Origin of the sequence: Kitasatospora sp. NPDC059648 (assembly GCF_042734825.1) — a bacterium.
Taxonomy (GTDB): domain Bacteria; phylum Actinomycetota; class Actinomycetes; order Streptomycetales; family Streptomycetaceae; genus Kitasatospora.
On sequence record NZ_JBHWDU010000055.1, the window covers coordinates 33,626 to 56,675 of the forward strand.

General features: G+C 73.1%; 23 protein-coding genes. 15 read left to right on the forward strand and 8 right to left on the reverse strand.

Annotated elements, in window-relative coordinates; all coding sequences use genetic code 11:
• Positions 1–3: 3 nt before the first annotated feature.
• Positions 4–702: a Scr1 family TA system antitoxin-like transcriptional regulator gene (locus ACFV1W_RS27085; RefSeq protein ID WP_380419865.1), complete on the reverse strand. Its 699-nt coding sequence runs from the start codon at positions 700–702 to the stop codon at positions 4–6.
• Positions 703–1,378: 676 nt separating this feature from the next.
• Between ACFV1W_RS27085 and ACFV1W_RS27090 the strand changes: the two genes are divergently transcribed.
• Positions 1,379–2,188 carry an alpha/beta fold hydrolase gene (locus ACFV1W_RS27090; protein ID WP_380419845.1) on the forward strand — a complete coding sequence of 270 codons (810 nt, stop codon included), beginning with the start codon at positions 1,379–1,381 and terminating at the stop codon, positions 2,186–2,188.
• 65 nt (positions 2,189–2,253) lie between these two features.
• Here ACFV1W_RS27090 and ACFV1W_RS27095 read toward each other — a convergent pair whose 3' ends face one another.
• Positions 2,254–3,243, reverse strand: a complete 990-nt coding sequence (locus ACFV1W_RS27095) for a winged helix DNA-binding protein (RefSeq protein WP_380419846.1) — start codon at positions 3,241–3,243, stop codon at positions 2,254–2,256.
• Between the two features lie 174 nt (positions 3,244–3,417).
• Between ACFV1W_RS27095 and ACFV1W_RS27100 the strand changes: the two genes are divergently transcribed.
• Positions 3,418–4,815 (forward strand): alpha/beta fold hydrolase, encoded by a 1,398-nt coding sequence (locus ACFV1W_RS27100; RefSeq protein ID WP_380419847.1) that lies wholly within the window; start codon positions 3,418–3,420, stop codon positions 4,813–4,815.
• A gap of 90 nt (positions 4,816–4,905) precedes the next feature.
• On the opposite strand, the gene ACFV1W_RS27105 is transcribed toward ACFV1W_RS27100, so the two are convergent.
• From ACFV1W_RS27105 to ACFV1W_RS27115, 3 genes are all read right to left on the reverse strand, one after another.
• Positions 4,906–5,460, reverse strand: coding sequence for a hypothetical protein (locus tag ACFV1W_RS27105; protein WP_380419848.1), 555 nt, complete (start codon positions 5,458–5,460; stop codon positions 4,906–4,908).
• Between the two features lie 2 nt (positions 5,461–5,462).
• The gene (locus tag ACFV1W_RS27110) at positions 5,463–6,602 is read right to left on the reverse strand and encodes a serine hydrolase domain-containing protein (protein ID WP_380419849.1); all 1,140 of its coding nucleotides are present in this window, start codon (positions 6,600–6,602) and stop codon (positions 5,463–5,465) included.
• A 236-nt stretch (positions 6,603–6,838) separates the two neighbouring features.
• The gene (locus tag ACFV1W_RS27115) at positions 6,839–7,321 is read right to left on the reverse strand and encodes a hypothetical protein (protein ID WP_380419850.1); all 483 of its coding nucleotides are present in this window, start codon (positions 7,319–7,321) and stop codon (positions 6,839–6,841) included.
• Between the two features lie 397 nt (positions 7,322–7,718).
• Between ACFV1W_RS27115 and ACFV1W_RS27120 the strand changes: the two genes are divergently transcribed.
• Complete coding sequence (locus ACFV1W_RS27120; protein ID WP_380419851.1) at positions 7,719–9,095, forward strand: PLP-dependent cysteine synthase family protein; 1,377 nt, start codon at positions 7,719–7,721, stop codon at positions 9,093–9,095.
• Between the two features lie 78 nt (positions 9,096–9,173).
• On the opposite strand, the gene ACFV1W_RS27125 is transcribed toward ACFV1W_RS27120, so the two are convergent.
• Positions 9,174–9,944 (reverse strand): TetR/AcrR family transcriptional regulator, encoded by a 771-nt coding sequence (locus ACFV1W_RS27125; protein ID WP_380419852.1) that lies wholly within the window; start codon positions 9,942–9,944, stop codon positions 9,174–9,176.
• 104 nt (positions 9,945–10,048) lie between these two features.
• Here ACFV1W_RS27125 and ACFV1W_RS27130 point away from each other — a divergent pair, with 104 nt between their 5' ends.
• The 6 genes from ACFV1W_RS27130 to ACFV1W_RS27155 all read left to right on the forward strand — a co-directional run bounded on the left by ACFV1W_RS27130 (position 10,049) and on the right by ACFV1W_RS27155 (position 15,093).
• A complete protein-coding gene (locus ACFV1W_RS27130) occupies positions 10,049–11,017 on the forward strand; it encodes an ATP-binding cassette domain-containing protein (RefSeq protein ID WP_380419853.1) in 969 nt (322 codons plus the stop codon).
• Positions 11,017–11,838, forward strand: a complete 822-nt coding sequence (locus tag ACFV1W_RS27135) for an ABC transporter permease (protein ID WP_380419854.1) — start codon at positions 11,017–11,019, stop codon at positions 11,836–11,838. The genes ACFV1W_RS27130 and ACFV1W_RS27135 overlap by 1 nt, the downstream gene beginning before the upstream one ends.
• A 60-nt stretch (positions 11,839–11,898) precedes the next feature.
• Complete coding sequence (locus ACFV1W_RS27140) at positions 11,899–12,885, forward strand: aldo/keto reductase (protein WP_380419855.1); 987 nt, start codon at positions 11,899–11,901, stop codon at positions 12,883–12,885.
• Positions 12,886–13,053: 168 nt separating this feature from the next.
• Complete coding sequence (locus ACFV1W_RS27145) at positions 13,054–13,665, forward strand: TetR/AcrR family transcriptional regulator (RefSeq protein WP_380419856.1); 612 nt, start codon at positions 13,054–13,056, stop codon at positions 13,663–13,665.
• A gap of 102 nt (positions 13,666–13,767) precedes the next feature.
• Positions 13,768–14,400: a DUF4188 domain-containing protein gene (locus ACFV1W_RS27150; protein WP_380419857.1), complete on the forward strand. Its 633-nt coding sequence runs from the start codon at positions 13,768–13,770 to the stop codon at positions 14,398–14,400.
• Between the two features lie 36 nt (positions 14,401–14,436).
• Entirely contained in the window at positions 14,437–15,093 is a 657-nt protein-coding gene (locus ACFV1W_RS27155; protein ID WP_380419858.1) for a C39 family peptidase, read from the forward strand.
• Positions 15,094–15,196: 103 nt separating this feature from the next.
• Here ACFV1W_RS27155 and ACFV1W_RS27160 read toward each other — a convergent pair whose 3' ends face one another.
• On the reverse strand, positions 15,197–16,048 hold the full coding sequence (locus ACFV1W_RS27160; RefSeq protein WP_380419859.1) for a hypothetical protein: 852 nt from the start codon (positions 16,046–16,048) through the stop codon (positions 15,197–15,199).
• 543 nt (positions 16,049–16,591) lie between these two features.
• Here ACFV1W_RS27160 and rpe point away from each other — a divergent pair.
• From rpe to ACFV1W_RS27175, 3 genes are all read left to right on the forward strand, one after another.
• Positions 16,592–17,275, forward strand: a complete 684-nt coding sequence (gene rpe / locus ACFV1W_RS27165) for a ribulose-phosphate 3-epimerase (protein ID WP_380419860.1) — start codon at positions 16,592–16,594, stop codon at positions 17,273–17,275.
• A 118-nt stretch (positions 17,276–17,393) separates the two neighbouring features.
• Complete coding sequence (locus tag ACFV1W_RS27170; protein WP_380419866.1) at positions 17,394–17,972, forward strand: alpha/beta hydrolase; 579 nt, start codon at positions 17,394–17,396, stop codon at positions 17,970–17,972.
• Positions 17,973–18,382: 410 nt separating this feature from the next.
• The gene (locus ACFV1W_RS27175; RefSeq protein WP_380419861.1) at positions 18,383–18,814 is read left to right on the forward strand and encodes a hypothetical protein; all 432 of its coding nucleotides are present in this window, start codon (positions 18,383–18,385) and stop codon (positions 18,812–18,814) included.
• Positions 18,815–18,859: 45 nt separating this feature from the next.
• Here ACFV1W_RS27175 and kdpB read toward each other — a convergent pair whose 3' ends face one another.
• The gene (gene kdpB / locus ACFV1W_RS27180; protein WP_380419862.1) at positions 18,860–21,046 is read right to left on the reverse strand and encodes a potassium-transporting ATPase subunit KdpB; all 2,187 of its coding nucleotides are present in this window, start codon (positions 21,044–21,046) and stop codon (positions 18,860–18,862) included.
• A 565-nt stretch (positions 21,047–21,611) separates the two neighbouring features.
• Here kdpB and ACFV1W_RS27185 point away from each other — a divergent pair.
• The 3 genes from ACFV1W_RS27185 (at position 21,612) to kdpF (ending at position 23,044) form a co-directional block, all read left to right on the forward strand.
• Positions 21,612–22,433, forward strand: coding sequence for an SDR family NAD(P)-dependent oxidoreductase (locus ACFV1W_RS27185; protein ID WP_380419863.1), 822 nt, complete (start codon positions 21,612–21,614; stop codon positions 22,431–22,433).
• A gap of 36 nt (positions 22,434–22,469) precedes the next feature.
• Positions 22,470–22,544, forward strand: coding sequence for a 50S ribosomal protein bL37 (locus tag ACFV1W_RS27190; RefSeq protein WP_380419867.1), 75 nt, complete (start codon positions 22,470–22,472; stop codon positions 22,542–22,544).
• Positions 22,545–22,954: 410 nt separating this feature from the next.
• On the forward strand, positions 22,955–23,044 hold the full coding sequence (gene kdpF / locus ACFV1W_RS27195; protein ID WP_037831562.1) for a K(+)-transporting ATPase subunit F: 90 nt from the start codon (positions 22,955–22,957) through the stop codon (positions 23,042–23,044).
• Positions 23,045–23,050 lie beyond the last annotated feature (6 nt).

Consider the following 23,050-nt stretch of genomic DNA (forward strand, 5'->3'; position numbering starts at 1 on the left):
ACGTTAGCTCTTCCAACTTGCGCTCACGGGCGATGATTGTGTCCTCCGGAGACAGCGCGCACCGTTTGACTGGGCGATCGCCCGTTCGGCTCGTCGCACGTCTCGTCCGGTTCTACGCGGGAGCATACCGCCGACGGCTTCGAAGAAGACGAATCCGTTTTCGATATCATCAGGGAACCGCATCAGGGTTATTCCAGATGACAGGAGGCCTGGCCGCCCGGCGCTCAGCGGCACCATGCGCAAGCTGACGTTCGGATACGGAGCAGCCTTGATAGCGTGTTGGATCTGACCAGCGAGTACTGATTGGTTGCCAGCGACGAGCAGCGCGACCTCGCCGAAGTAGGACTCGATCGTAAGCAGCGGTTCCTGAGTCAGTCGCCGCTGCCGCAGAACTCGAACCTCGGCGCCCGCCTCCACCCGCTCCTCGTTCGGGGAGTCGAGGCCAGCGGCGATCATCTCCTGTGCGTATGCCTCGGTTTGGAGCAGGCCAGGAAACGCTGATGGGTAGTACTCCATGAGCGCCGCCGCGTCGGCTTCGAGGGCGAGGTACTCCGCGAAGGCCGGCGTGATGGCTTCGGCGTAGTCGAGGTCGCGCCACCACTGCCGAGGCGGACCGTTGCCGATGAGACTCTCCAGATCTTCGCGTTCCTGGCCGGTGATGCCGTAGTGGTCCAGGAGCGTCTTGAGACCGGCGGCGCTGATCGGCTGGTGGCCGCGCTCGCCCCTCCCCGCCGGGTACGCCGAGCGCTTCGCCCCCGGCTACTTCACCCCCGCCACCGGCCTGATCGAGCTCTTCAAGCTCCCCGCCACCGTCACCGACCGCGACACCCTCGCCGCCATGGTCGACACCCTCGGCGACCGGTACCCCGTCACCCTCGGTGACTCCGAGGACCCGCCCGGCGAGCCCACCACCACGTCCTCCCCGAGTCCGGAAGCCGCCCCGGCATCCACGTCGACAACACCAGAACCTCCACTACGGCGAGCGCAGGAAGTCCCGGCTGCGACTCTGTGTGAACCTCGGGCCGGGCAGCCGCTACTCCTCCTCGCCGACACCGACATCCTCTCCATCTGCCGCTGCGTCCAGGACCGCTACCAGGACCACCACCCCTCCACCGGCGACCTGCGTACGTCGCCCTCCACCGCCCGCTGCGCCTCCTCCGCCTGCGGATCGACCCCGGCGAGGGCTGGTTCGCGCCCACCTCCTTCCTCCCGTACGACGAGTCCACCGAGAGCCCGGACCTGCCCTCCGCCACCTCCTCCTGGCTCGGTCACTGGGAGCCGCACCTCTTCGACTCGCTGATCTGGGCGACCGATCTGACCGTTCCAACCGCTTGTGTCAGGCTGGTGGGGGAGCACCGCCGAGGCCGGGAGGCTCGTGATGGCCGAAATCAGGGTGAACGGGGTCTCACTGCACTACGAGGCCCGTGGCGAGGGCCCCGGTGTCGTCCTGGTGCACGGTTCGTGGAGCGACGCGGACTCCTGGGCGCGGGTGCTGCCGGGCCTGGCCGAGTTCACCACCGCCGTCGCGTACGACCGCCGGGGCCACAGCCGCAGCGAGGACCTGCTCACCCAGGGTTCGGTGCACGAGGACGCGGCCGACCTGGCCGGGCTGATCCAGGGGCTCGGCCTCGCGCCGGCCTTCGTCTACGGGGACTCCTACGGCGCCCTGATCACTCTCCGGCTCGCCGCCGCCCGGCCCGACCTGCTGCGCGGCATCGCGGTGCACGAGCCGCCGGGCAGCGGCGTCCTGCTCACCGATCCGGAGCTGCGGCCGATCGGCACCGCCTTCGCCGACCGGATCGCCGCCGTCCGGGAGCTGCTGGAGCAGGCCGAGTCCGCCGCGGCCGCCGAACTGTACGTGGACACCTTGGCCTTCGGCCCGGGCGCCTGGGAGCAGCTGCCGGCGCCGGTCCGGCACACCTACATCCGCAACGCGCCCACCTACCTGGACGAGCTGCGCGACCCGGACGCGCTGGACCTCGACCTCACCGGGCTGACCCGGTTCACCGAGCCCGCGCTGCTCACCCAGAGCGACGACAGCGTGCCGATGTTCGGTGAGGTGCTGGACCTGATCGACCTCGCCCTACCGAAGGCGGAGCGGCACGTTTACGGGGGCGCCGGTCACGCTCCGCATCTGTCACAGCCGGAGGAGTGGGTGCGGGTGGTGCTCCCGCGCGCGTTGGTGTGAACCGAGCCTGAGGGGCGCGAAAACGTGGGCACGCGCCGGTGCGTGCGCCCGCTGTCGCGCGATCCTTATCGAGCCGCCAGCAGCTCCTCCCCGCGCGGTGTCCGCCGGTACAGCACCTCCCGCCCGCTGCGCACCCGGCTCACCAGCCCCGAGCGGTGCAGCACCCCCAGGTGGTACGAGACCGTCCCCGCGCTCAGGTAGTGCCGGGCGGCCAGCGCGGCGGTGGTCGTCGGATGGACCAGTGCGGCCAGCAGGTCCGCCCGGGTCGGCCCGAGCAACTGGGCCAGCGCCGGCGCGGGCGTCTGCGGGACGGACGCCGGCGGCGCGATGGGGTACATCAGCGTCGGCGGGCGGTGGCAGCCGTCGACCGGATCCAGGATGACGTGGATCCGGCGGCTCACCAACGTCGGCATCAGCAGCACCATCCGGGCGGGCAGTGTCACGGCGAAGCGGCTCTCCAGCCGGATCAGCCCGTCCGACCAGGAGAGCTGCGGCGCGAGGGAGTTGAACAGCGCGCCGGAACCGTGCCGGGCGAGGAAGCGGCCCCGCTGGTCGATCTCGGCGTCCAGCACCGCCCGGGCGTCCGGCCAGTACGGCGAGAGCGCCAGCTCCCAGTACCGGCCCAGCTCGTCGGCGATCCGCTCGGCGAAGTGGCGCGGGCCGCGCTCCAGGCCGCGCAGCACCGCGCCCGGGACCGGACGGCCCACCAGATTGGCGGCGGCGATCCCGCGCCGGACCGTCTCCAGCTCCGCCCGGACCCGGTCCGGGTCGGTACGGCGGACCGCCTCCAGCTGCTCAGCCACCGTCGGCTCGGGGCCGGTGGGGTGGGGGGAGAGGAAGTCGGGGATGTAGCCGCCGTCCTGTTCCAGCGCCAGCCCCGACAGCAGCTCCAGCTTCTCCCGGCGCAGCACCCGGCGGGTGCGGCTCACCCATGCGTACGGACCGGTGCGGGAGTTGAGTCCGGAGGCCATCAGGGTGTTGACCGCCTCGTGCAGCGGTGAGACCGCGAAACGGGTGCGGGCGAGCCCGGCCGAGTCGATGGTGAGCCGGATCATGCCGTCGTCCCCCTGTCGAACCGTTCGAACGAGTCGGTTTTGTCAGCCTTTCGGACCAGAACCATTCGACCCTGGTCGAATCCTGACATGAATGCTCGCCTTCGAAGTCGCCCCCGCCCAAGCTGTTTCCCGTGACCGCGTCAGCACGGACGCGGCGCGAGCGGAAGGACGAACATGACGAGCACGCGCGGCCGCATCGCGGCCCTGCTGGGCGCCGTCGCGGTGGTCGCCGGCACCACCCTGGCCACCCCCGCCGTCGCGGCGCCGGACCGGTCGGCCGATGCGCACCGGCAGGGCGGCGGGATCACCGGCCGGGCACCCTGCCAGGGAGCGCCCGAATTCACCTGCGGGACCATCACCGTGCCGCTCGACCACAGCGGCCGGACCCCCGGAAACCTCCAGCTCGACGTGGCGATGACGGGCAACGCCGACGCCCCCAAGGGCGACCTGCTGTTCCTCACCGGCGGCCCCGGCCAGCCCGGGGTACCGCTGATGCGCCGGATCGCCGGCAAGATCGAGCCGCTCCTCAAGGACTACCGGCTGGTGATGTACGACCAGCGCGGCACCGGCGAGCGCGCCCTGCAGTGCCCCGGCCTCCAGGAGGACATGGGCTCCTCCGACCTCGCCGTGCCGCGCAAGCAGTCGATCGCCGACTGCGCCACCTCGCTCGGCCCGAACGCCCGCTTCTACAGCACCGCGGACACCGTCGGCGACATCGACCTGCTGCGCCAGGCCCTCGGCGACCACCGGCTGACCCTCGACGGCGTCTCCTACGGCACCTTCGTCGCCGAGCGCTACGCCCTCGCCCACCCGGCGCACGTGGCGCGGCTGGTGCTCGACTCGGTGGTGCCGCAGGGCGGTTACGACCCGCTGGACCTGGTCGCGCTGCCCGCCACCGCCCGGGTGCTGCGCACCGCCTGCCGGGCCACCGGCTGCACCACCGACCCGGCCGAGGACCTGGCCGCCACCGTGCGGCGCTACGGCGACGGGGCGCAGATCCTGGACGCGCTCACCAGCTACGAGTTCGCCGACCCCAACTACGGCGGGGTGCCGGAAGCCCTGCACGAAGCCGCCGACGGGCACCCGGAGAAGCTCCAGGCCTTCATCGACCAGGTGCACAAGGCCGACGCCGCCCCGGCCGAGGCGCTCAGCCAGGGTCTGCACGCCGCCACCCTGTGCGCCGACGGGCGCTACCCGTGGGGCTCCTCGGACACCCCGGTCGCGGGCCGGGCGGCCGCACTGGAGGAGACCCGGCAGGACCTGACCGCCGAGCAGACCTGGCCGTACGACCCGGCGACCGCGACCGGGCTGGGCAGCCTGCTGGTCTGCCTGGACTGGCCGCGCGAGCAGGTGCCACCGCTGCCGCCGGCGCACCGCAAGCTGCCCGACGTGCCGGTGCTGCTGCTCGGCGGGGACCGGGACCTCTCCACCCCGTACGAGTGGCTGTACCAGCAGGCGGCGCTGACCCACGATCCGCAGATCGTGATCGTCCCGGGGGCGGCGCACTCGGTGCAGACCCGGGCGGCCAACCCGGCCGGGCGGCAGGCGGTCTACGACTTCCTGCTCAAGTAGCCGGCCCCCGATCGGCCGCCCGGTTCCCGCGCAGGCAGCCGTTCGGCGGCGGTCCGTTCCGCACAGGGGTCGGAACGGCCCGCCGCCGGCTCAGAGTTCGGCCGCGCCCCAGCCGTCGTCGGGCAGGGGGCGGTCCGGCTCGGGGCAGTCGGGGTGGTCGTATCCCCAGAGGCCGACCTTGTGCAGCAGCCAGTCGGTCAAGGGCGGTTGGTCCTGGTCGAGCCGGTCGACCAGGACGAAGCCGACCCGGACCTCCTCGGCCGGCGCGACCTCCAGGGTCCGCTGGCCGGGGATGTTCTCGTACGTCACGGTCTCCCAGGAGCAGCCGGCCGCGGTCAGCGCGGCGATCAGTTCGGATTCGCTGACCTTGGTGTCAATGGTGCCCAACTCGCCGCTGAGCTCAGGTAGTTCCAGTTCTCCCTGCCAGGTGGGCAGGGAGAGCGAGCGCAGTCGGCGGCAGCGGCAGAACACCGTCCAGGCGTCGCCCCAGCCGAAGGCGTGCGGCCAGCGCGACTGCTTGTGGATGCGCCCGCCGTCCCACGGATCGCCGTAGCGGGCGGCGAGTTCGGGCAGCGAGGCGTCGTACCGCAGGTCACCGAGCCCGCCGCTGACGGCGAGGGCCGCGAGCAGGCGTGGGAAGGTCATCGCTACAGGCACCCGCGCACCGCCTCGATCAGCCGGTTGGCGCGGGCGTCGCCGTGGCCGATCATCCGGTTCGCCACGTAGCCGAAGCCGACCCCGAACTCGTCGTCGCCGAAGGCGAACTGGCCGCCCGCGCCGTCGTTGCCGAAGCTGCGCGCGCCGAGCAGCGGGCGGAAGGCGGGGGAGTCCAGCAGCAGGCCGGAGCCCCAGCGGGCGCCCATGTCGAAACCCAGAAATCCCTGGCCGGACGAGAGTTCGCGCACCGCGTCGGTCACGGTGTCGTGCGAGAGCAGCCGGGGGGCGCCGTCCAGGCCGGTCGCCGCGGCCGCGTAGAGGCCGGCCAGGCCGGTGGCGGAGGCGACGGCGCCCGCGCCGGGCAGCTCGATCGCGTGCAGGGCCGGGTCGTTCCAGCCGTGCGGCACGTCCAGGCCGGGGAAGACCAGGGCGCCGTTCATGGTGACGATCCGGGTGAGCAGGTGCTCAGGCCCGGGCATCGGGCGGCGGCCCTCGGCCTCCACCAGCCGGGCGAGGTGCGGCAGTTCGCTCTCCGGCAGGCCGATCCACAGCGGCAGGCCGAGCGGCTCGGCGATCTCCTTGCGCAGGAACGCGCCCGGAGTCAGGCCGGTGATCCGGCGGATCACCTCGCCGACCGCGAAGCCGAGCACATGGCCGTGGTACTCGTACGTCGTCCCGGGCTCCCAGAGCGGCTGCTGCTCCTCGATCGCGCGGACCACCGGCTGCCAGGCGGCGATCTCCTCGAAGGAGAGCACCGCGTCGAGGGCCGGGAGCCCGGCCCGGTGGCCGAGGACCATCCGGGTGGTGACGGCCTGCTTGCCGTGGCGGGCGAACTCGGGCCAGTAGCGGGCGATCGGGGCGTCCAGGTCGAGCAGGCCGCGCTGGGCGAGCAGCAGGGCGCTGATGCTGACCGCGCCCTTGGCGCAGGAGAACACCGGGACCAGCGTGTCCCGGGTCCAGGCCCGGCCGGAGTTCCGGTCGGCGGTGCCGCCCCAGAGCTCGACCACCTTGCGGCCGTCGACGAACACGGTGACGGCCGCGCCGAGTTCGGGGAAGTCGGCGAAGTTGCCCGCGAAGGCGTCCGCGACGGCGCCGTAGCGTTCGTCGGCCCAGCCCTGGTACTGCTGCATGTGTGGAGCCCCGTTCCGTTCGCGTCGCGTCCGCGCGCGGCGTCCGCCAAGATCATCGACCGGACCACGGTACGGGGTCGGGGCCGTCGTGACGACCGGTTTCGGCCGGTCCGGGGCGGGAGGGGCGGATGTGACGGGCCCGGTCTCAGTCGGCGGGGTGTAGGGGGCGTCGACGACCTGCTCGACGTGGCTCTCCGGGACGGACGCCTCGATCTTCAAGCGCGTCATGGTGGGCCCTAACCGGCGGGCGCGGTTCGGCGGAAAGTCCGGTGCGGCCAGGCGCTGAGCCCGAGTGCGGTGCCGATGCCGACGAAGGCCGCCGCGCCGGCCGGGCCCACCCAGCCGGTCAGTGGAGCGTCGCCGGCGCCGCTGCCGAGCGCCCCGAACACGGCGGTGAGCAGGCCGTACGGGATCAGCAGGGTGCCCGCCCAGGCGGAGGCGAGCAGCAGGCGGCGGGGCAGCGGGCGGATCGGCGGGCGGTGGGCGAGCAGCAGGGCGAGGGCCACGCCGGTCAGTGCCAGCACGGAGGTGAAGTCGATGCCGTGCCGTTCCAGCCAGACCAGGGCGGCGGGGGCGCCGTTGCGCCGGAACTCGTCCGCCATGTGGAAGCCGTCGGCCATTCCGGCTCGTCCGCCCGCCGCCCAGTAGGCCTTCAGCACGATGTAGGGCAGGGCGAGGCTGCCGGCTGCGGCGACCAGGTGCCGGTGCTGTCGGGGCATGGTGCGCACTCCTCTTCGTCGGTGGTCCCAGCCTCGGGGAGCGGGCCCCGGCCGGCGTCCTGCGCGGGGAGGGGGCGGCTCCCCCGGGCGGGGGATCGGGAGAAGAGGCGGGGGGGGGCAGTGCTGCTGGGCGCGCGATTGTCGATGCGCGCCCGTGGCCGGGCGGTGCCGCCGAAGCGGGCGTACGTGCCGTTGAGGGTGTGCGGTCCGTACGACCAGGGGCTGAGGCTCGGGGCGACGGCCGCGTTCCGGTCCTCCGGGGCGGTCGGGACGGCTTGGAGGGGGAGAACCCGGCCATGTCCCACCGTGTTCGGGTCCGAGGTTGTCGGGGTCTGACGGGCCGCCGGGTTGGGCAGGCTCGGTCGGACACGTAACGCGCGCAGTGAGGGAGCTGTTGATGACCGCGGTGCACGAATCCGTCCTCGACGCGATCGGCGGAACGCCGCTGTTCCGCCTGGCCAGGCTGGGCGCCGGGATCGCCGCGCCGGTCTACGCGAAGGCCGAGTTCCTCAACATCGGCGGCAGCGTCAAGGACCGCGCCGCGCTGTCGATGATCCTGGCCGCCGAGCGGGACGGCCTGTTGGAGCCGGGCGGGACGGTCGTGGAGGCGACCTCCGGCAACACCGGGATCGGGTTGGCCGTCGTCGGCCGCCAGCGCGGGTACCGGGTGATCGCCGGGGTGTCGGACAAGGCTTCGGCCGAGAAGGCGGACATCCTGCGGGCCTACGGCGCGGAGGTGGTGCTCGCGACGACCTCGGTGCCGCAGGAGGACCCGCGGCACCTGTTCAACGTGGTCCGGCGGCTGTCGGAGGAGATTCCGGGGGCCTGGCTCGCCAACCAGTACGACAACCCGGCCAATCCCGACGCCCATGTCCGGACCACCGGCCCGGAGATCTGGGAGCAGACCGGCGGCCGGGTGACCCACTTCGTGGCGGGCGTCGGCACCGGCGGCACCGTCACCGGCACCGGCGGGTACCTCAAGCAGGTGTCCGGCGGGGTGGTGACCGTGGTCGGCGCGGACCCGGAGTCCTCCTCCTACGGGGGCGGGGACGGCAGTCCGTGGTTCGTCGAGAGCATCGGCCACTTCCTCCACCCGGAGACGGTCGAGGACCGCTGGCCGCAGGCCTACCGCTCGGAGGTGGTCGACTCCTTCGAGCGGATCCCGGACCGCGAGTCGCTGCTGACGGCCCGCCGGCTGGCCCGCGAGGAGGGCCTGTTGGCCGGCCCGTCCTCCGGCACGGCGGTGGCGGCGGCGCTGCGGGTGGCGCGCCGGCTGGGGCCGGACGACCTGGTCGTGGTGCTGCTGCCGGATTCCGGCCGCTCGTACCTGTCCAAGGTGCACAGCGACGTGTGGATGCGGGAGTGGGGCTTCCTGGAGGAGGGCTCGGACGGCCTGCGGCCGTTGCTGGAGGCAGCCGGTCCGCTGGTGTCGGTGGCCGCCGACGCGACCATCGGCGAGGCGCTGGAACTGCTGCGGTCCGCGCCGGACGGCATCGCCCCGGCCGTGCTGGCGCGGGTGGAGCGCCCGTACGGGGTGAGCGCGACGGAGGTGGTCGGCTCGGTGTCCCGGGAGGTGCTGGCGGCGGCGCTGGCCGGCGGAGGGGCCAAGCCGGACGGGCCGGTGCGCCCGCTGCTCGGGCCGGCCCTGCCGACGGTGGGGGTCGGGCAGTCGGCGGCCCGGGCGCGGGCCGCGCTGGCGGGCGGGCACCCGGCGGTCGTGGTGCTGGTGGACGGCCGGGCGGCCGGGGTGCTTCCGCGTGACGTCCTGACGTGACGTCCTGACGTGACGTCCTGACGTGACGTCGGGATGTGTCGACGTGAGCCGTGCCGACGTGAGCCGTGCCGTCCTGGGCTAACTCCCTGCCGCGGGCGCCAGGACGGCGAGGATGACCCGGTCCAGGGAGCGGTCGAAGGCCTGGTCCGGGTCGGCGGGCGGCCCCGAGGTGGCGAAGGCCTGGGCCAGGTGGGGGTAGTCGCCGCTCATCGCCGCCCGGGTGAGGTAGCCGACCATCTCCGCCTGCCACTTGGCGCCCGCGGCCGCCGTCTGCTCGTACTGGGCGAACTGGCAGATGAAGCCGTTGAACATCGCCATCGCCTCCATCCGCGCGCCGCCCGGCAGGCCGGTGGGGGCGGTGACGGCGAGGAAGTGGTCTGTGTAGCGCAGCGCGTTGGGGCCGATGCCCGGGCGGGCGATGACCAGTGCGGGCAACCAGGGGTGGCGGCGGAAGATGGTGAGCTGCTCGTGCCCGAGGCGCGCGAGGTCCGCCCGTACGTCGCCGCTCGGCCCGGGCGGCAGCCGGTACTCGGCGCAGGCCGCGTCGAGCATCAGGTCGAGCAGGTGCTCCTTCTTCGGCACGTAGTTGTAGAGCGACATGGTGCCCGCGCCGAGCGCGGCCGCGACCCGCCGCATCGAGACGGATTCCAGGCCCTCCGCGTCGGCGATGGCGATGGCGGCCGCGGCGATCGAGTCGCGGCTGTGGGCCGGTCGGGGGCCGCGCCCGGTGCGTTCGGGGCGCAGCCAGATCAGTTCGGGCGCCTCGGCGGGCACCGGTCTGCCGGGATGCTCCGCGCTCCCGGGCCCGGTGGGGCCCGCCGGACTGCTGGGGGTGTTGCTGGACGGCACTGGAAGATCACCTCGCTCACCCATCTTAGATACGTACGGCGTACGTAGTACGATTGCGGCTGCGTGTGCTTCTACGTACGCTGTACCTAGAGAAGGGCGGAGCCATGTCTGACAGCACCCGACCCGCCATCGAGATGGCAGGCGTGGAGAAACGATTCGGGGCCACCGAAGCCCTGCGCGGCCTCGACCTGACCGTCCCGGCCGGCACCGTCTGCGGCCTCCTCGGCCCCAACGGCGCCGGCAAGACCACCGCCGTACGCGTCCTCGCCACCCTGGTCGCCCCCGACCGGGGCACCGTCCGGGTCGCCGGACACGACGCCGTCCGTGACGCCGAGGAGGTCCGGCGGGCGATCGGACTGGCCGGGCAGCACGCCGCGCTGGACGAGGGCATCACCGGTCGCGACAACCTCCACCTGTTCGGCCGGCTGCACCGCCTCGGTGCCCGGCGGGCCCGGGCGCGCGCCGACGAACTGCTGACCCGCTTCGACCTCGCCGAGGCCGGCGACCGGCTGGTCCGCACCTACTCGGGCGGCATGCGCCGGCGCCTCGACCTGATCGCCAGCCTGGTCACCAGTCCGCCGGTGCTCTTCCTGGACGAGCCCACCACCGGGCTCGACCCGCGCAGCCGCCAGGTGATCTGGGACACCGTCAGGGAGTTGGCCGACGGCGGCACCACCGTGCTGCTCACCACCCAGTACCTGGAGGAGGCCGACCGCCTCGCCGACGACATCGTGGTGGTCGACCACGGCGCCGCGATCGCCACCGGTCCGCAGGCCCGGCTCAAGGCGGCGATCGGCAGCCAGGTCTCCGTCACCCTGGCCGATCCGGTCCAACTCGCGGCCGCCGCCGTGGTCTTGTCGGGCCTGTCCGGGGCCGACGCCCAGGTGGACGTGGCCGCGCGGGCGGTCACGGTGCTCACCCGGCCCGGCGCGGACGTCCTGCTCCCTGCGCTGGTCAGGGAGTTGGACGCCGTCGGCGTCGTCGCCGAGGACGTCGCCGTCCGGGCGCCCTCGCTCGACGACGTGTTCCTCGCGCTCACCGACGAGTCCGCCGCACTGGGGAGGGCCGCCTGATGTCCGCCGTCATCCACACTGCTCCGCGACCGTCCGCCGGTGTCCGGCTGGCCTCCGACGCCGGCACCTCGATGCTCCGAGTCCTGCTCAACTACCGTCACTCACCCGGCCTGCTGGCCGCCTCGCTGGGTGTGCCGGTGATCATGGTGGTGGTCTTCGGATACGTCTTCGGCAGCGCCGTGCGGGTGCCCGGCGGCGGGGACTACCGGGAGTTCCTGATGCCAGGACTGTTCGCCATGGTCGCCACCAACGGCATCATGCCCACCATGGTCGGCGCCGCCCGCGACGTCGGCCGCGGGGTCACCGACCGACTGCGCTCGATGCCGGTCTCCCGCACCGGACTGCTGCTCGGACAGACTCTCGCCGACCTCCTGGTCAGCCTCGTCGTGCTGGCGTTGCTGGCCCTGGTCGGACTGGCCGCCGGCTGGCGCGCCCGGCACGGCGCGGGCGACGCGCTGGAGGCGTTCACGCTGCTGCTGCTCTTCCGGTTCGTGATGACCTGGGTCGGTATCCTGCTCGGCCTGGCCGTCGGCAAGGAGGAGGCCGCCGGTCAACTCTCCGTCGCCGTCTTCCCGTTGGCGATGGTGACCAATGCGTACGTGCCCACCGGCGGAATGCCCGGCTGGCTGCGGGTGATCGCCGACTGGAACCCGATCAGCTCGGTGGTCGAGGCCGCCCGTGAGCTCTTCGGCAACCCGGCGGCGCCCGGCGCCGCCTGGCCGATGCAGCACGCCGTCCTGGCCACGCTGCTGTGGAGCGCCGCGCTGCTCCTGCTCTGCGGGCCGCTGGCCGTACGGAAGTTCGCCACCCACGGGCGGTGAGCCGCCCGGTCCGGCGAATGTGCTGGACACCGTGGCCGGTGTGGCTTTAGGTGGGGCGCCATGGAGTACACCCACCTCGGCCGCACCGGCCTGACCGTCTCCCGCCTCTGCCTCGGCACCATGAACTTCGGCCCCCACACCGAGGAGGCCGAGGCCCACCGGCTCATGGACACCGCCCATGAGCGCGGCATCAACTTCTTCGACACCGCCAACTCCTACGGCCGCGACCCCGAGGGCAACCTCAAGGGCCGCACCGAGGAGATCATCGGCCGCTGGTTCGCCCAGGGCGGCGGCCGCCGCGAGCGCACCGTGCTCGCCACCAAGGCCTACGCCGAGATGAGCGACTGGCCCAACGAGGGGCGGCTCTCCGCGCTCGCCATCCGCAAGGCGGTCGAGGCCAGCCTGCGGCGGCTGCGGACCGACCACATCGACCTGTACCAGATGCACCACATCGACCGGGACACGCCCTGGGAGGAGATCTGGCAGGCGATGGAGGTCCTGGTCGCCCAGGGCAAGATCATCTACGTCGGCTCCAGCAACTTCGCCGGGTGGCACATCGCCCAGGCCCAGGGGGCCGCCCGGTCCCGGCACTTCCTCGGCCTGGTCAGCGAGCAGTCCCTCTACAACCTCCTCGACCGCACCGTCGAACTGGAGGTGATCCCCGCCCTCCAGCACTACGGCCTCGGCCTGCTGCCGTGGTCCCCGCTGCGCAGCGGCCTGCTCGGCGGCGTCCTGCGCAAGGAGCGCGAGGGCACCCGGGTGCGCGGCGCCCTGGGCTACGCGGGCGCAGTGCTGGAGAAGCACCGCGAGCGCCTCCAGGCCTACGAGGACTTCGCCGCCGAACTCGGCACCGACCCCGCCGAGCTCGCCCTCGCCTGGCTGCTCTCCCGCCCGGCCGTCACCGCCCCCATCATCGGCCCCCGCACCCCCGCCCACCTCGATGCCGCCCTCGGGGCGCTCGACCTCACGCTCGACCAGAAGACCCTGGACCGCCTGGACGAACTCTTCCCCGGCCACCGCCCCGCCCCGGAGGACTACGCCTGGTAGACCCACCGGCCCTCGGCCCACCGGCCCACCGGCCCACCGGCCCTCGGCCCACCGGCCCTCGGCCGAGCCGAGGGGCCGGTCGTCGCGGACGCTCCCCAGACCGCGGCGAGCCGACCCGGACCCTGGCCCGATCCGGCGGGCCAGGGTCGCTGTGGTAGCAAGGCAGGCATGACGGAGCGGATCGGGGAGCGGGGGGCGTACCACCACGGGGCGCTGCCGGAGGCGCTGGTGGCGGCGGCGTTCGAGGTGCTGGACGAGCAGGGCCAGGAGAAGGTGAGCGTGCGGGAGGTGGCCCGCCGGGCGGGGGTTTCGGCGGGCGCGCCGTTCCGCCACTTCGCCGACCGGCAGGCGCTGTTGACGGCGGTGGCGGACCGGGTGCTGACGGACTTCTACCACTGGCAGGAGGCGGAGGTGGCCGTCGCCGAAGCGGTCGGCGGGTCGGCGATGCGGGCGCTGGGCCTGGGGTTCGTCCGGTACGCGCTGCGCCATCCGCGGCGGTTCGAGCTGGTGCGCTCGCGGGTCTTCACGGATGCGCGGGATCCGGAGCTGCGGGAGCAACTGGACTGCATGGACCGGGCGTTCACCGAACTGATCGTGGCGGACCAGCGGGCGGGGCGGCTGGGGCCCGGTGACCCGGGGCAGGTGATGCTGGCCGGGCAGGCGCTGGTCTACGGGCTGGCGCAGATGATCGTGGACGGCTACCTGCCCGCGGACCGGGCGGAGCAGCTGGCCGTCCAGGTGCTGGACACCTTCCGCCGGGGGATCGCCAACGGGCCCTAGCAGTAGCCGAATTGTGGCTGCGGCGAGCCTTGACCGCCCTGCCGGGCCTTGATGTAATCACCGATTACATGGGGGGGCGGGTCGGTTTCGGGGAGGCCGGGTATGTCCAAGGGGAGCGCGTTCGTCCAGTCGCTGTTCGCCGAGCCACGGCGGGGCTACACCACCGCGGCTGCCACCGGCGACACCGTGGTGCTGCTGATCGGCATGCGGGTCAACCGCTTCTGGGCCGTCCACCACTGGGGCCCGGTGATGTACGCGATGTTCCGGATGCTGCGCGAGCTGCGCCGCAGCCCCGAACGCGGACTGCGCGGGCGCATCCTGCTCACCGCCTCGCCGCGCACCTACTACGTCGTCCAGTACTGGGAGTCGAAGGAGGCGCTGTACCGCTACTCCACGGCACCGGACGGCTTCCACCACACCGCCTGGGGAATCGCCAACCGGAAGGTGCGGGAGGGCCGGACCCGGGGGCACGTCGGGCTCTGGCACGAGACGTACATCGTCCCCGAGGGCGGGTACGAGTCGATCTACTTCGACATGCCGGCCTTCGGGCTGGCCGGTGCCACCGGGCAGGTGCCGGTGGAGGAGCGGGGCCGGCACGCCGCCCAGCGGCTGGCCTTCCGCTCGGGGGCGAGGCCGGGTGAGGACCCGGAGGGGACCGCGCGCGCGGCGGACGGCGCGGCGGGCGGCGCGGGGGACGGTACCGACGCCCGGGCGGACGCTCCAGGAGTGTCGTGAGTCATCGGACGGCCCCCGGTGTGGGAGCGTCGGGGGATGGTCGATCAGGGCGGCGCCGCGCGGCCGGCGCGGGTGGTGCACGAGGTGCCGTACCGGGCGCAGTGGGAGTCCGCGGACCTCGTGCGGGACATCGTGGACGGGCGGCTGGACGCGGCGCGGGACCCGCGCTGGGGCCAGTCGGGGGCGGCCAGCCCGGAGGAGTACGCATGGTGGTCCTGGCGCCTGTGCGGAGTGGCCTGCCTGCGGATGGCGCTGGAGCACTGGTGGGGCGTCACCCCGACGGCGATGGCGCTGGCGGGCGAGTGCGTGGCGGCCGGCGCGTACGTCCGGGACGGTGAGAGCCTGCGCGGACTGGTCCACGCGCCGTTCGTGGAGTACGTCCGGCGGCGCTGGGGACTGGCCGCCCGCGCCGCGGAGTTGACGCCCGCGGAGGTGGCGGCCGAGGTGGCGGACGGGCGGCTGGTGATGGTGTCGGTGCACCCGTCGATCCGGGAGCCGAACGGGCCGGAGCCGGTCCGGCGCGGCGGGCACCTGGTGCTGGCGGTCGGCGCCACGGAGACGGCGCTGCTGATCCACAACCCCTCGGGCTTCCCGGGGGAGTCGCAGGCCTTCGCACGCGTTTCGCGGCGCTCGTTCGGGCCGTTCTACGCCGGACGGGGGATCGTGCTCGGCCCGCCCGGTACCGAGGGGTAGCCCGGCAGGAGCGGCGCCGAGGCAGCCGGCCGGCCCGCCCGGCGCCGAGGGGCAGCCCGGCGGGCGGAGCGGCGCCGAACGGCGGCCCGGCCGGCAGCAGCGGTCAGCCGTTGTCCGGCAGCCCCGCCGGGTAGAAGGGCAGACTGCTGCGGCACAGCGCCGAGATCGGCTTCAACGCGGCGGCCAGCCGGTCGAGTTCGGCCCGCGGGTAGTCCTCCCAGACCCGGGCGGCGGCCAGGTCGGTGGCCGCCTCCAGGGCCTGGTGGCGGATCCGGCCGAGCTCGGTCACCGTGCCGCCCGCCGTCAGCCAGCCGCGCTCGACCAGGCGCCCTGCGGCCGCGTCCCACTCCTCGTCCGTCCAGCCGCGCACCGGCTGGAGCTGTTCGCGCCGCATGTCCATCGCACAGCGGATCACCAGCGCCTCGCAGCCGTCCAGCCCGGCGGCCACCAGCGCGGCCACATGGCCGTCCCCGCGGTGCTCGCGCATCACGGTGGCAGCCCGCCAGAGCCGCTCGTACAGCCCGGTCGGCGTCGGGAGCGCGGCGTTGGCGGCGGCCAGCACCCGGCCGGCGCAGTCCAGCCGGGCGGCGGCCTGCTCCAGCGTCCCGACCGCCTGCTCGACCTGTTCCCGGTCCACGTGCTCCAGGAGCCGGGCCAGGGCCGCGCCCGCCCCCTTGTCGCGGGCGGCCAGCGCCTCCTCCGGGGCGGCCAGCGACCACAGCGCCGGCAGCGCCCGCTCGACCATCGCCGGGGCGAAGTTGAAGAAGGCGGCGATCACCGGCGGGGCGTCCACCGCGCCCAGCGGGGCGGAGCGGCCGCCGAAGTAACCGCGCCAGAAGCCGCGCAGCCCGGCCGCCTCGAAGGCGTCGCGACACTCGGGCTGGAAGTAGGTGACCGCGTGCACCGGCTCGAAGAGCCACCAGAGCGCGCGGGCGGGATGGACGAGATCGGCCATCGGGAGACCTTCCTCGGACGGGGCTCCGAGCGGGCGCGGGGAGCTCGACTGGTCGGCACGGCACACGGCGGTCGCGCGGGCGGCGGGGTTCCGGGGCCGCCCGGGCGGGCGCGCGGGCCGTTCAAGTGCTGATGACCACGGGGGAGGCCCCGCTAATCCTCGGCGCGGCATGGCGGAGGTCACACGCCGGAGGGTTTCGGCGCTCCACCGGCGGCATCGCGAGCGGGTCGACCGGCATCCGATCGCGGCAGATCGCCGCGGTCGGCCTCAAGGTGGCCGCCCGGCGGTCGAGTCCGCCGTCCGGCAGGCCCTCCCGGACCCGGCCCGCGGCCAGGTCGGTGGCGGCCCATCGGGCAGTGCGGGCTGCTCACCTGCTGACGGCCCCGGCGCCGGAGCGGGCCCCGGCATCCCGGGCGGGGTGTGATCACGGTCACCCGGAGCGCTCAGGGTGCGACCGGCGGTGGCGCGGCGCGAGATGATGGGACGAGGTGCCCGCTCCCGGGCGCCCAGCCCTCGCAAGCCCTCGCACGAAGGTAGTCGGTCATGGCCCAGATCAACCCCAGCATCCTGTCCGCGGACTTCGCCCGGCTCGCCGACGAGGCCGAGGCCGTCCGGGGTTCCGACTGGCTGCACGTGGACGTCATGGACAACCACTTCGTGCCGAACCTGACCCTGGGCATCCCGGTGGTCGAGTCGCTGGCCCGCGCCACCGACATCCCGCTCGACTGCCACCTGATGATCGAGGACCCGGACCGCTGGGCCCCGCAGTACGTCGAGGCCGGGGCCGGCTCGATCACCTTCCACGTCGAGGCCGCCGCCGCGCCCGTCCGACTGGCCCGCGAGATCCGCGCCAAGGGCGCCCGCGCCTCGATGGCACTCAAGCCGGGCACCCCGATCGAGCCCTACGAGGACCTGCTGCCCGAGCTCGACATGCTGCTGATCATGACGGTCGAGCCCGGGTTCGGCGGCCAGGCCTTCCTGGACATCATGCTGCCGAAGATCCGCCGCACCCGGGAGCTGATCGCCAAGCACGACCTGGAGCTCTGGCTGCAGGTCGACGGCGGCGTCTCCGCGACCACCATCGAGCGCTGCGCCGAGGCCGGAGCGGACGTGTTCGTGGCCGGTTCGGCCGTGTACGGCGCCGAGGACCCGGCCCAGGCCGTCCGCAACCTGCGCGAGCTCGCCGACAAGGCGTCGGTGGACGCCTGGTGGGCCTGCGAGCACTGAGGTGCTCCTGAGGAGCACCTCAGGAGCACCTCAGGAGCACCTGAGGGCCCTTGGGGCTCGCTCCTCGCGCTGCGGCCGGATGGCCGGGCACGGCTGGAGGAGCGCCGCGCCGTGGCGGATGATCGGTGGCGACGTCCTCCTGGCCCCGCCCGGCCCGGCCCCCGCACGGTGGTGGAACCGCACGCTTCCAGACCGTCCTGCGCGAGACCCCGCGAGGGCAATCCGTCGCACAACACCCTCATGGAGCCACAGCTACGGAACCGTCGCCGTCGGCTTCACCATGCGCGACCACAAACCGCCCGTGGACGACGTGATCCTGGTCGGCAGCTCCGGCGTCGGCGTCGAGCACGCCGAGGACCTGAACATCGACCCGTCCCACGTCTGCGTCGCCAGGGGCAGCGAGGACACGATGATCAAACACGTGGCGAGCACCGGCCCGGCCTTCGGGCTGGACCCCGTGGACAACGACTTCGGGCCCGACACCTCCCGGCCGGCAATACCGAACATCCGTCCACTTCACGAACCCGACCAACGAGTTCACCGGCTCCATCGACGGTGTCGGCAGCCCGTACGGGACGCTCGTGATCGGCTTCTCCTCCCCCTGCGTGTGACCCGACGGCACCAGAGCCCCGCAGTGGGCGACGTTCGCCCGGCCCTTCGCGCCTACGCCGCGCGAAGGGCCGTACCCGCAGGTTGAGGGCTGAGCCGGAACTCGCGGGTCACGGACTCGACCAACCGTCGTGGTTGCTCATTGCTCGTCAGGGAGGCGAATCACGGATTCGGGGAGCGGGAGTTCGTCACCGCGTGCTGCAGTCCGGCTACAGATCAACAGGTGACCCCGGCGGTGCGGCAAACACCCCGGGGGCAGGCACAGGGAGTTAGGAGCTCCTCATGCATGTGCACTTTATCGCGCCCGAACGCTACCTAAGGGCGTCACACGTGATTGGCGGCGGACCGATGGCGCGGACCGGTCGGCGACCCGGTGCGTCAAGGTCGCGTTGTGAATCCGGGCGTCGGCGTAAGGATCTCGTCAACGCGGGGCGCGGGGCCATGGGCCCGTGGGTTCGCTTGCCTCGAACGAACTCGCGGCGAGGCTGGGACAGGACGATGCGCATGTACTCCGCCCGGCCCGGCGGCCGTCGCTACCACCCCGTCCTCGACCGCCTGCCGGTCTCGGTGTCCGGCACCGTGGCCCTGGTCGCCGGCGGCGCGCTCGCGCTCGGCCTCGGCCGGCTGGGCGAACTCCACGCCGGCTGGTTCCCGTACATCGCGTACCTCGGACTGGCCGCGCTGGCCGGAGCCTTCTCCCGGCCCCCGGCCGCACCCCTGGTCGGCCTGGCCGCCTGGCTGTGCTGCAACGCCTTCGTCGAGCACCGCCGTGCCGAGCTCGGCTGGTCCGGCGTGGGGCCCGAGAGCGAGCACTTCGTCCTCTTCACTGCCGCTGCCCTGGTGCTCTCCCTGCCCGCTGCGTTGCCGCGTCGGGCGATCCGGGTCGAGTGCCTCCCCGTCGGCAAGGGGGCCGAGCGTCACGTCGGTTGAGGCCCGCCGCCCCGGTGTCGGTCCGGAGGGCGGCGGGCCGGTCTGCTATCCGAGGCCGGGGACGAACTGGATGAGCAGGTCGATGGCCTTGATTCCGAGGAAGGGCAGGACGAGCCCGCCGAGCCCGTACACCCGCAGGTTGCGGCGGAGCAGGTCGGTTGCGGAGACGGGCTGGTAGCGGACACCGCGCAGGGCGAGCGGGATCAGCGCAACGATGATCAGTGCGTTGAAGATGATCGCGGAGGCGATGGCCGAGGTGGGGCTGTGCAGTTCCATGATGTTGAGGTGGTGCAGCCCGGGGTAGGCGTTCGCGAACATCGCGGGGATGATCGCGAAGAACTTGGCCACGTCGTTGGTGATCGAGAAAGTGGTCAACGCGCCCCGGGTGATGAGGAGTTGCTTGCCGACCCGGACGATGTCGATCAGTTTGGCCGGGTTGGAGTCGAGGTCGACCATGTTGCCGGCCTCCTTGGCGGCCGGGGTGCCGGAGTTCATCGTGATGCCGACGTCGGCCTGGGCGAGGGCGGGGGCGTCGTTGGTGCCGTCGCCGGTCATCGCGACCATGTTCCCGGCGGCCTGCTCGCGCCGCAGGTGGGCGAGCTTGTCCTCGGGCGTGGCCTCGGCCAGGAAGTCGTCCACGCCGGCCTCCTCGGCGATGGCCTTCGCGGTCAGCGGGTTGTCGCCGGTGACCATGACGGTGCGGATGCCCATCCGGCGCAGCTCGGCGAAGCGTTCGGCGATGCCTTCCTTGACCACGTCCTTGAGTTCGACGACGCCCAGCGCCCGGGCGCCGTGCCGGTCCTGGACGGCGACCAGCAGCGGGGTGCCACCGGCCTCGGCGATCCGGTCGACCAGCGGCTTGGCCTCGATCGGGAGCCGTCCGCCGGAGTCCACCACCCAGCGGGCGACGGCGCTCGCGGCGCCCTTGCGGATCAGGCAGGTGGTGCCGTCGGGCCAGCGCAGGTCGACGCCGCTCATCCGGCTGTGCGCGGTGAACGGGACGGGCTGCTGCTCGCCGAGTTCGCCGGGGGAGCGCGGCGGCACCCAGTACTGACGGTTCGTCAGTTCCACCAGGGAGCGCCCCTCCGGCGTCTCGTCCGCGACGGATGCCAACTGGGCGGCCTCGGCGAGCTGTTCGGTGGTCGCGCCGGGCAGGGGGTGCAGGGCTACGGCTCGGCGGTTGCCGTGCGTGATGGTGCCGGTCTTGTCGAGCAGCAGCACGTCGACGTCCCCGGCGGCCTCGACGGCCCGCCCGGAGAGGGCGACCACGTTGCGCTGGACGAGCCGGTCCATGCCGGCGATGCCGATCGCGGACAGCAGCGCGCCGATCGTGGTCGGGATGAGCGCGACCATCAACGCGACCAGCACGATGGTGGTCTGCGGCGCGTTCGCGTAGATGGCCATCGGCTGGAGCGAGACCACCGAGAGCAGGAAGACGATGGTCAGCGAGGCGAGGAGGATGTTGAGCGCGATCTCGTTCGGTGTCTTCTGCCGGTCGGCGCCCTCGACCAGGGCGATCATCCGGTCGACGAAGCTCTGCCCGGGGCGGGAGGTGACCCGGACGACCAGGTGGTCGGAGAGGACCTTGGTACCGCCGGTGACGCCGGTGCGGTCGCCGCCGGATTCGCGGATGACGGGTGCGGACTCCCCGGTGATCGCCGACTCGTCCACGGTGGCGACGCCCTCGACCACCTCGCCGTCCTGCGGGATCGCTTCGCCGGCCGACACGAGGACGATGTCGTGCAGCAGCAACTGCTCGGCGGGGATGACCTCGTGGCGCAGGTCGCGGGTGCCGACCCGCCAGTGCAGCAGCCGCCGGGCGGTGGTGCCCGCCTGGGCGCGTCGCAGCGAGGCGGCCTGTGCCTTGCCGCGGGCCTCGGCGACGGCCTCGGCGAGGTTGGCGAACAGCACGGTCAGCCACAGCCAGAAGCTGATGATCCAGGCGAAGACACCGGGATGGATGACGGCGCTGACCGTGGTGAGCGCGGAGCCGGTCTCGACGACCAGCATCACCGGGTTGCGCACCATCATGCGCGGGTGCAGCTTGCGGACGGCGGCGGGAAGGGCCTCGGCGAGCTGCCGACGGGTGATGAGTCGACGGCGGCCGCTCCTGGCGTTGGCCGGCCGGTGGCTCGGGTGCTGCGGCGGTTGCCCGGGAGCACGCTCTCGGCGGGCGAACCAGTTCTGCTGGTCGGGGGTGGTGTCCGGTGTGGTGAGGGCCGAACGGCGCATCGTCTCGGGGACCTTCCGGGCCGCCCGGGAGAGGGGCGGCGGTTCGGGAAATGACGGGGGGAACGCCGGACAGCGAAGCACCGGGACTTCACACGGCATGCGGCCTTGACGGCGGCTTGGCGTGCGGCGCCGCTTCCTTGACAGCTCCCTGACGCCCGCACCAACGATGTGTCGGCGGCGCGTCAGGGCTTCGTCAGGGAGGGTGAACGGGCTTGCCCCCGGCATCGGGGCAGGCTTCGATGGTGGGCATGCACCGCTCGACACGCCACCACGACCGCCCGCCGCATAGCCGGCCGCGGATCGTCGCTGTCGCGGCCGCCGCCGTCCGGTAGGACCGAGCCACTACCCCGCTCGCCGCCGGCCGCGCGCGCGGGCCGGGTGCCGTTCGTCCGGCCCGTGCCGATCACCGCCGTCCGTCCCCCGCCCTGACCGGCTCCGGGGGTCAGGGGACGGACGAGCCTTCCCGCGCAACACACCCTTCTCGCACCGGCGGCCCCGGTGGCGAGCGGCTTCGCGCCGCGTCGCCCCCGCACCCCGCCGGTGCCTTTTCACCCTTGGATGGGTCATGTCCGACGCTGTTCTGTCCGCCCGCACCGCCCTCGTCACCGGCGCCTCGTCGGGGATCGGCTGGGAGACCGCCCGGCTGCTCGCCGGGCACGGCGCGACCGTGCTCGTGCACGCCCGCACCACCGGCGAGGCGGAGGGCGCCGTCGAGCGCCTGGTCGCCGCGGGCGCCCGGCGGGACCAACTGGTCGAGCTGGCAGCCGACTTCACCAGGCTGTCGGAGGTCGCCGTGCTGGCCGGCACGGTCGTCAAGCACTACCCGGCGCTCGACCTGTTGGTGAACAACGCCGCCGCGATGGCGCCCGAGCGCTGCACCCTCACCGACGACGGCAACGAGGTCTCGCTCCAGGTCAACTTCCTGGCCGCGCACCTGCTGGCGAGGCTGCTGCGCGCCCCGCTGTCGGCGGCCGGCGATGCCCGCATCGTCAACGTGTCCTCGTCGCTGCACCGCACCGCCTCGATGAACTGGTCGGACCCGCACCGGGTGAAGAAGTACTCGCGCGTCGCCGCGTACGCGCAGTCGCAGCTCGCCCTCACCATGGCGACCGCCGACATGGCCCCGGCCGGCTCCGGTGTCACCGCCGTCAGTCTCAACCCGGGCCTGTGCGACACGGCGCTGCTGCCGCTGTACGGGCGGGTCGGTGCCCCGGCGGCGGAGGGCGCGGCAGCCGTGGTGCGGCTCTGCCTCCCGGAGACGGTCGTCGCCAACGGCGCCTACTTCGACGGCGGCGTCATCGCACCGACTGCGGCCGCCGCCCAGGAGGAGCGCTCGCTGAAGCGCCTGGTCAAGCTTGCCGACCAGCTGGTCGGCCAGGCCGTCTGAACCGTCCCGGAACCCCGTACCGAGGGAAGGACCACGATGTCCAAGCGCGCCCGTAAGAAGAAGGCCCGGCGGAAGAAGAAGGCGAACCACGGCCGCAAGCCCGGGCAGTAACCGACAGACCCACCCGGTGCCGCGTGCCACCGGCACCGGGTGCACCCCTCGGCCCCTGAGGCCCGCCGTCCGGCTGTGCGGACCGGCGGTGCCTCGGGGGCCGAGTCGTTAGGCCTTGTCGAAACGTTCAGGACAATCCGCGGTCTCGGACGAATGACGGCGACATAAGGGCCGCGTCAATGTTTCCGGATCACCCGTATGGACGGCATCAGGGACGCGCTGCGCGCCCCCGGGGGCTGGTTGGCTGCTCCCGCCGGTCGTCCGCCGGTGCCGTGAGGGCCCCCGAGGCCGTTTCACGGGCACGTCCCCTCAGCCACTCAGGTGGAGCCCATGTCCGATCTCATCTACGTCGGTGTCACGGTCGCCGTGTTCGCCGTCATCGCCCTGATCGCGCGGGGGGTGGAGAAGCTGTGAGCGCCGAGAACATCGCAGGTCTCATCGTGGCCGTCGCTCTCGTCGGCTACCTCATCCTCGCGTTGATCTACCCGGAGAAGTTCTGACATGAG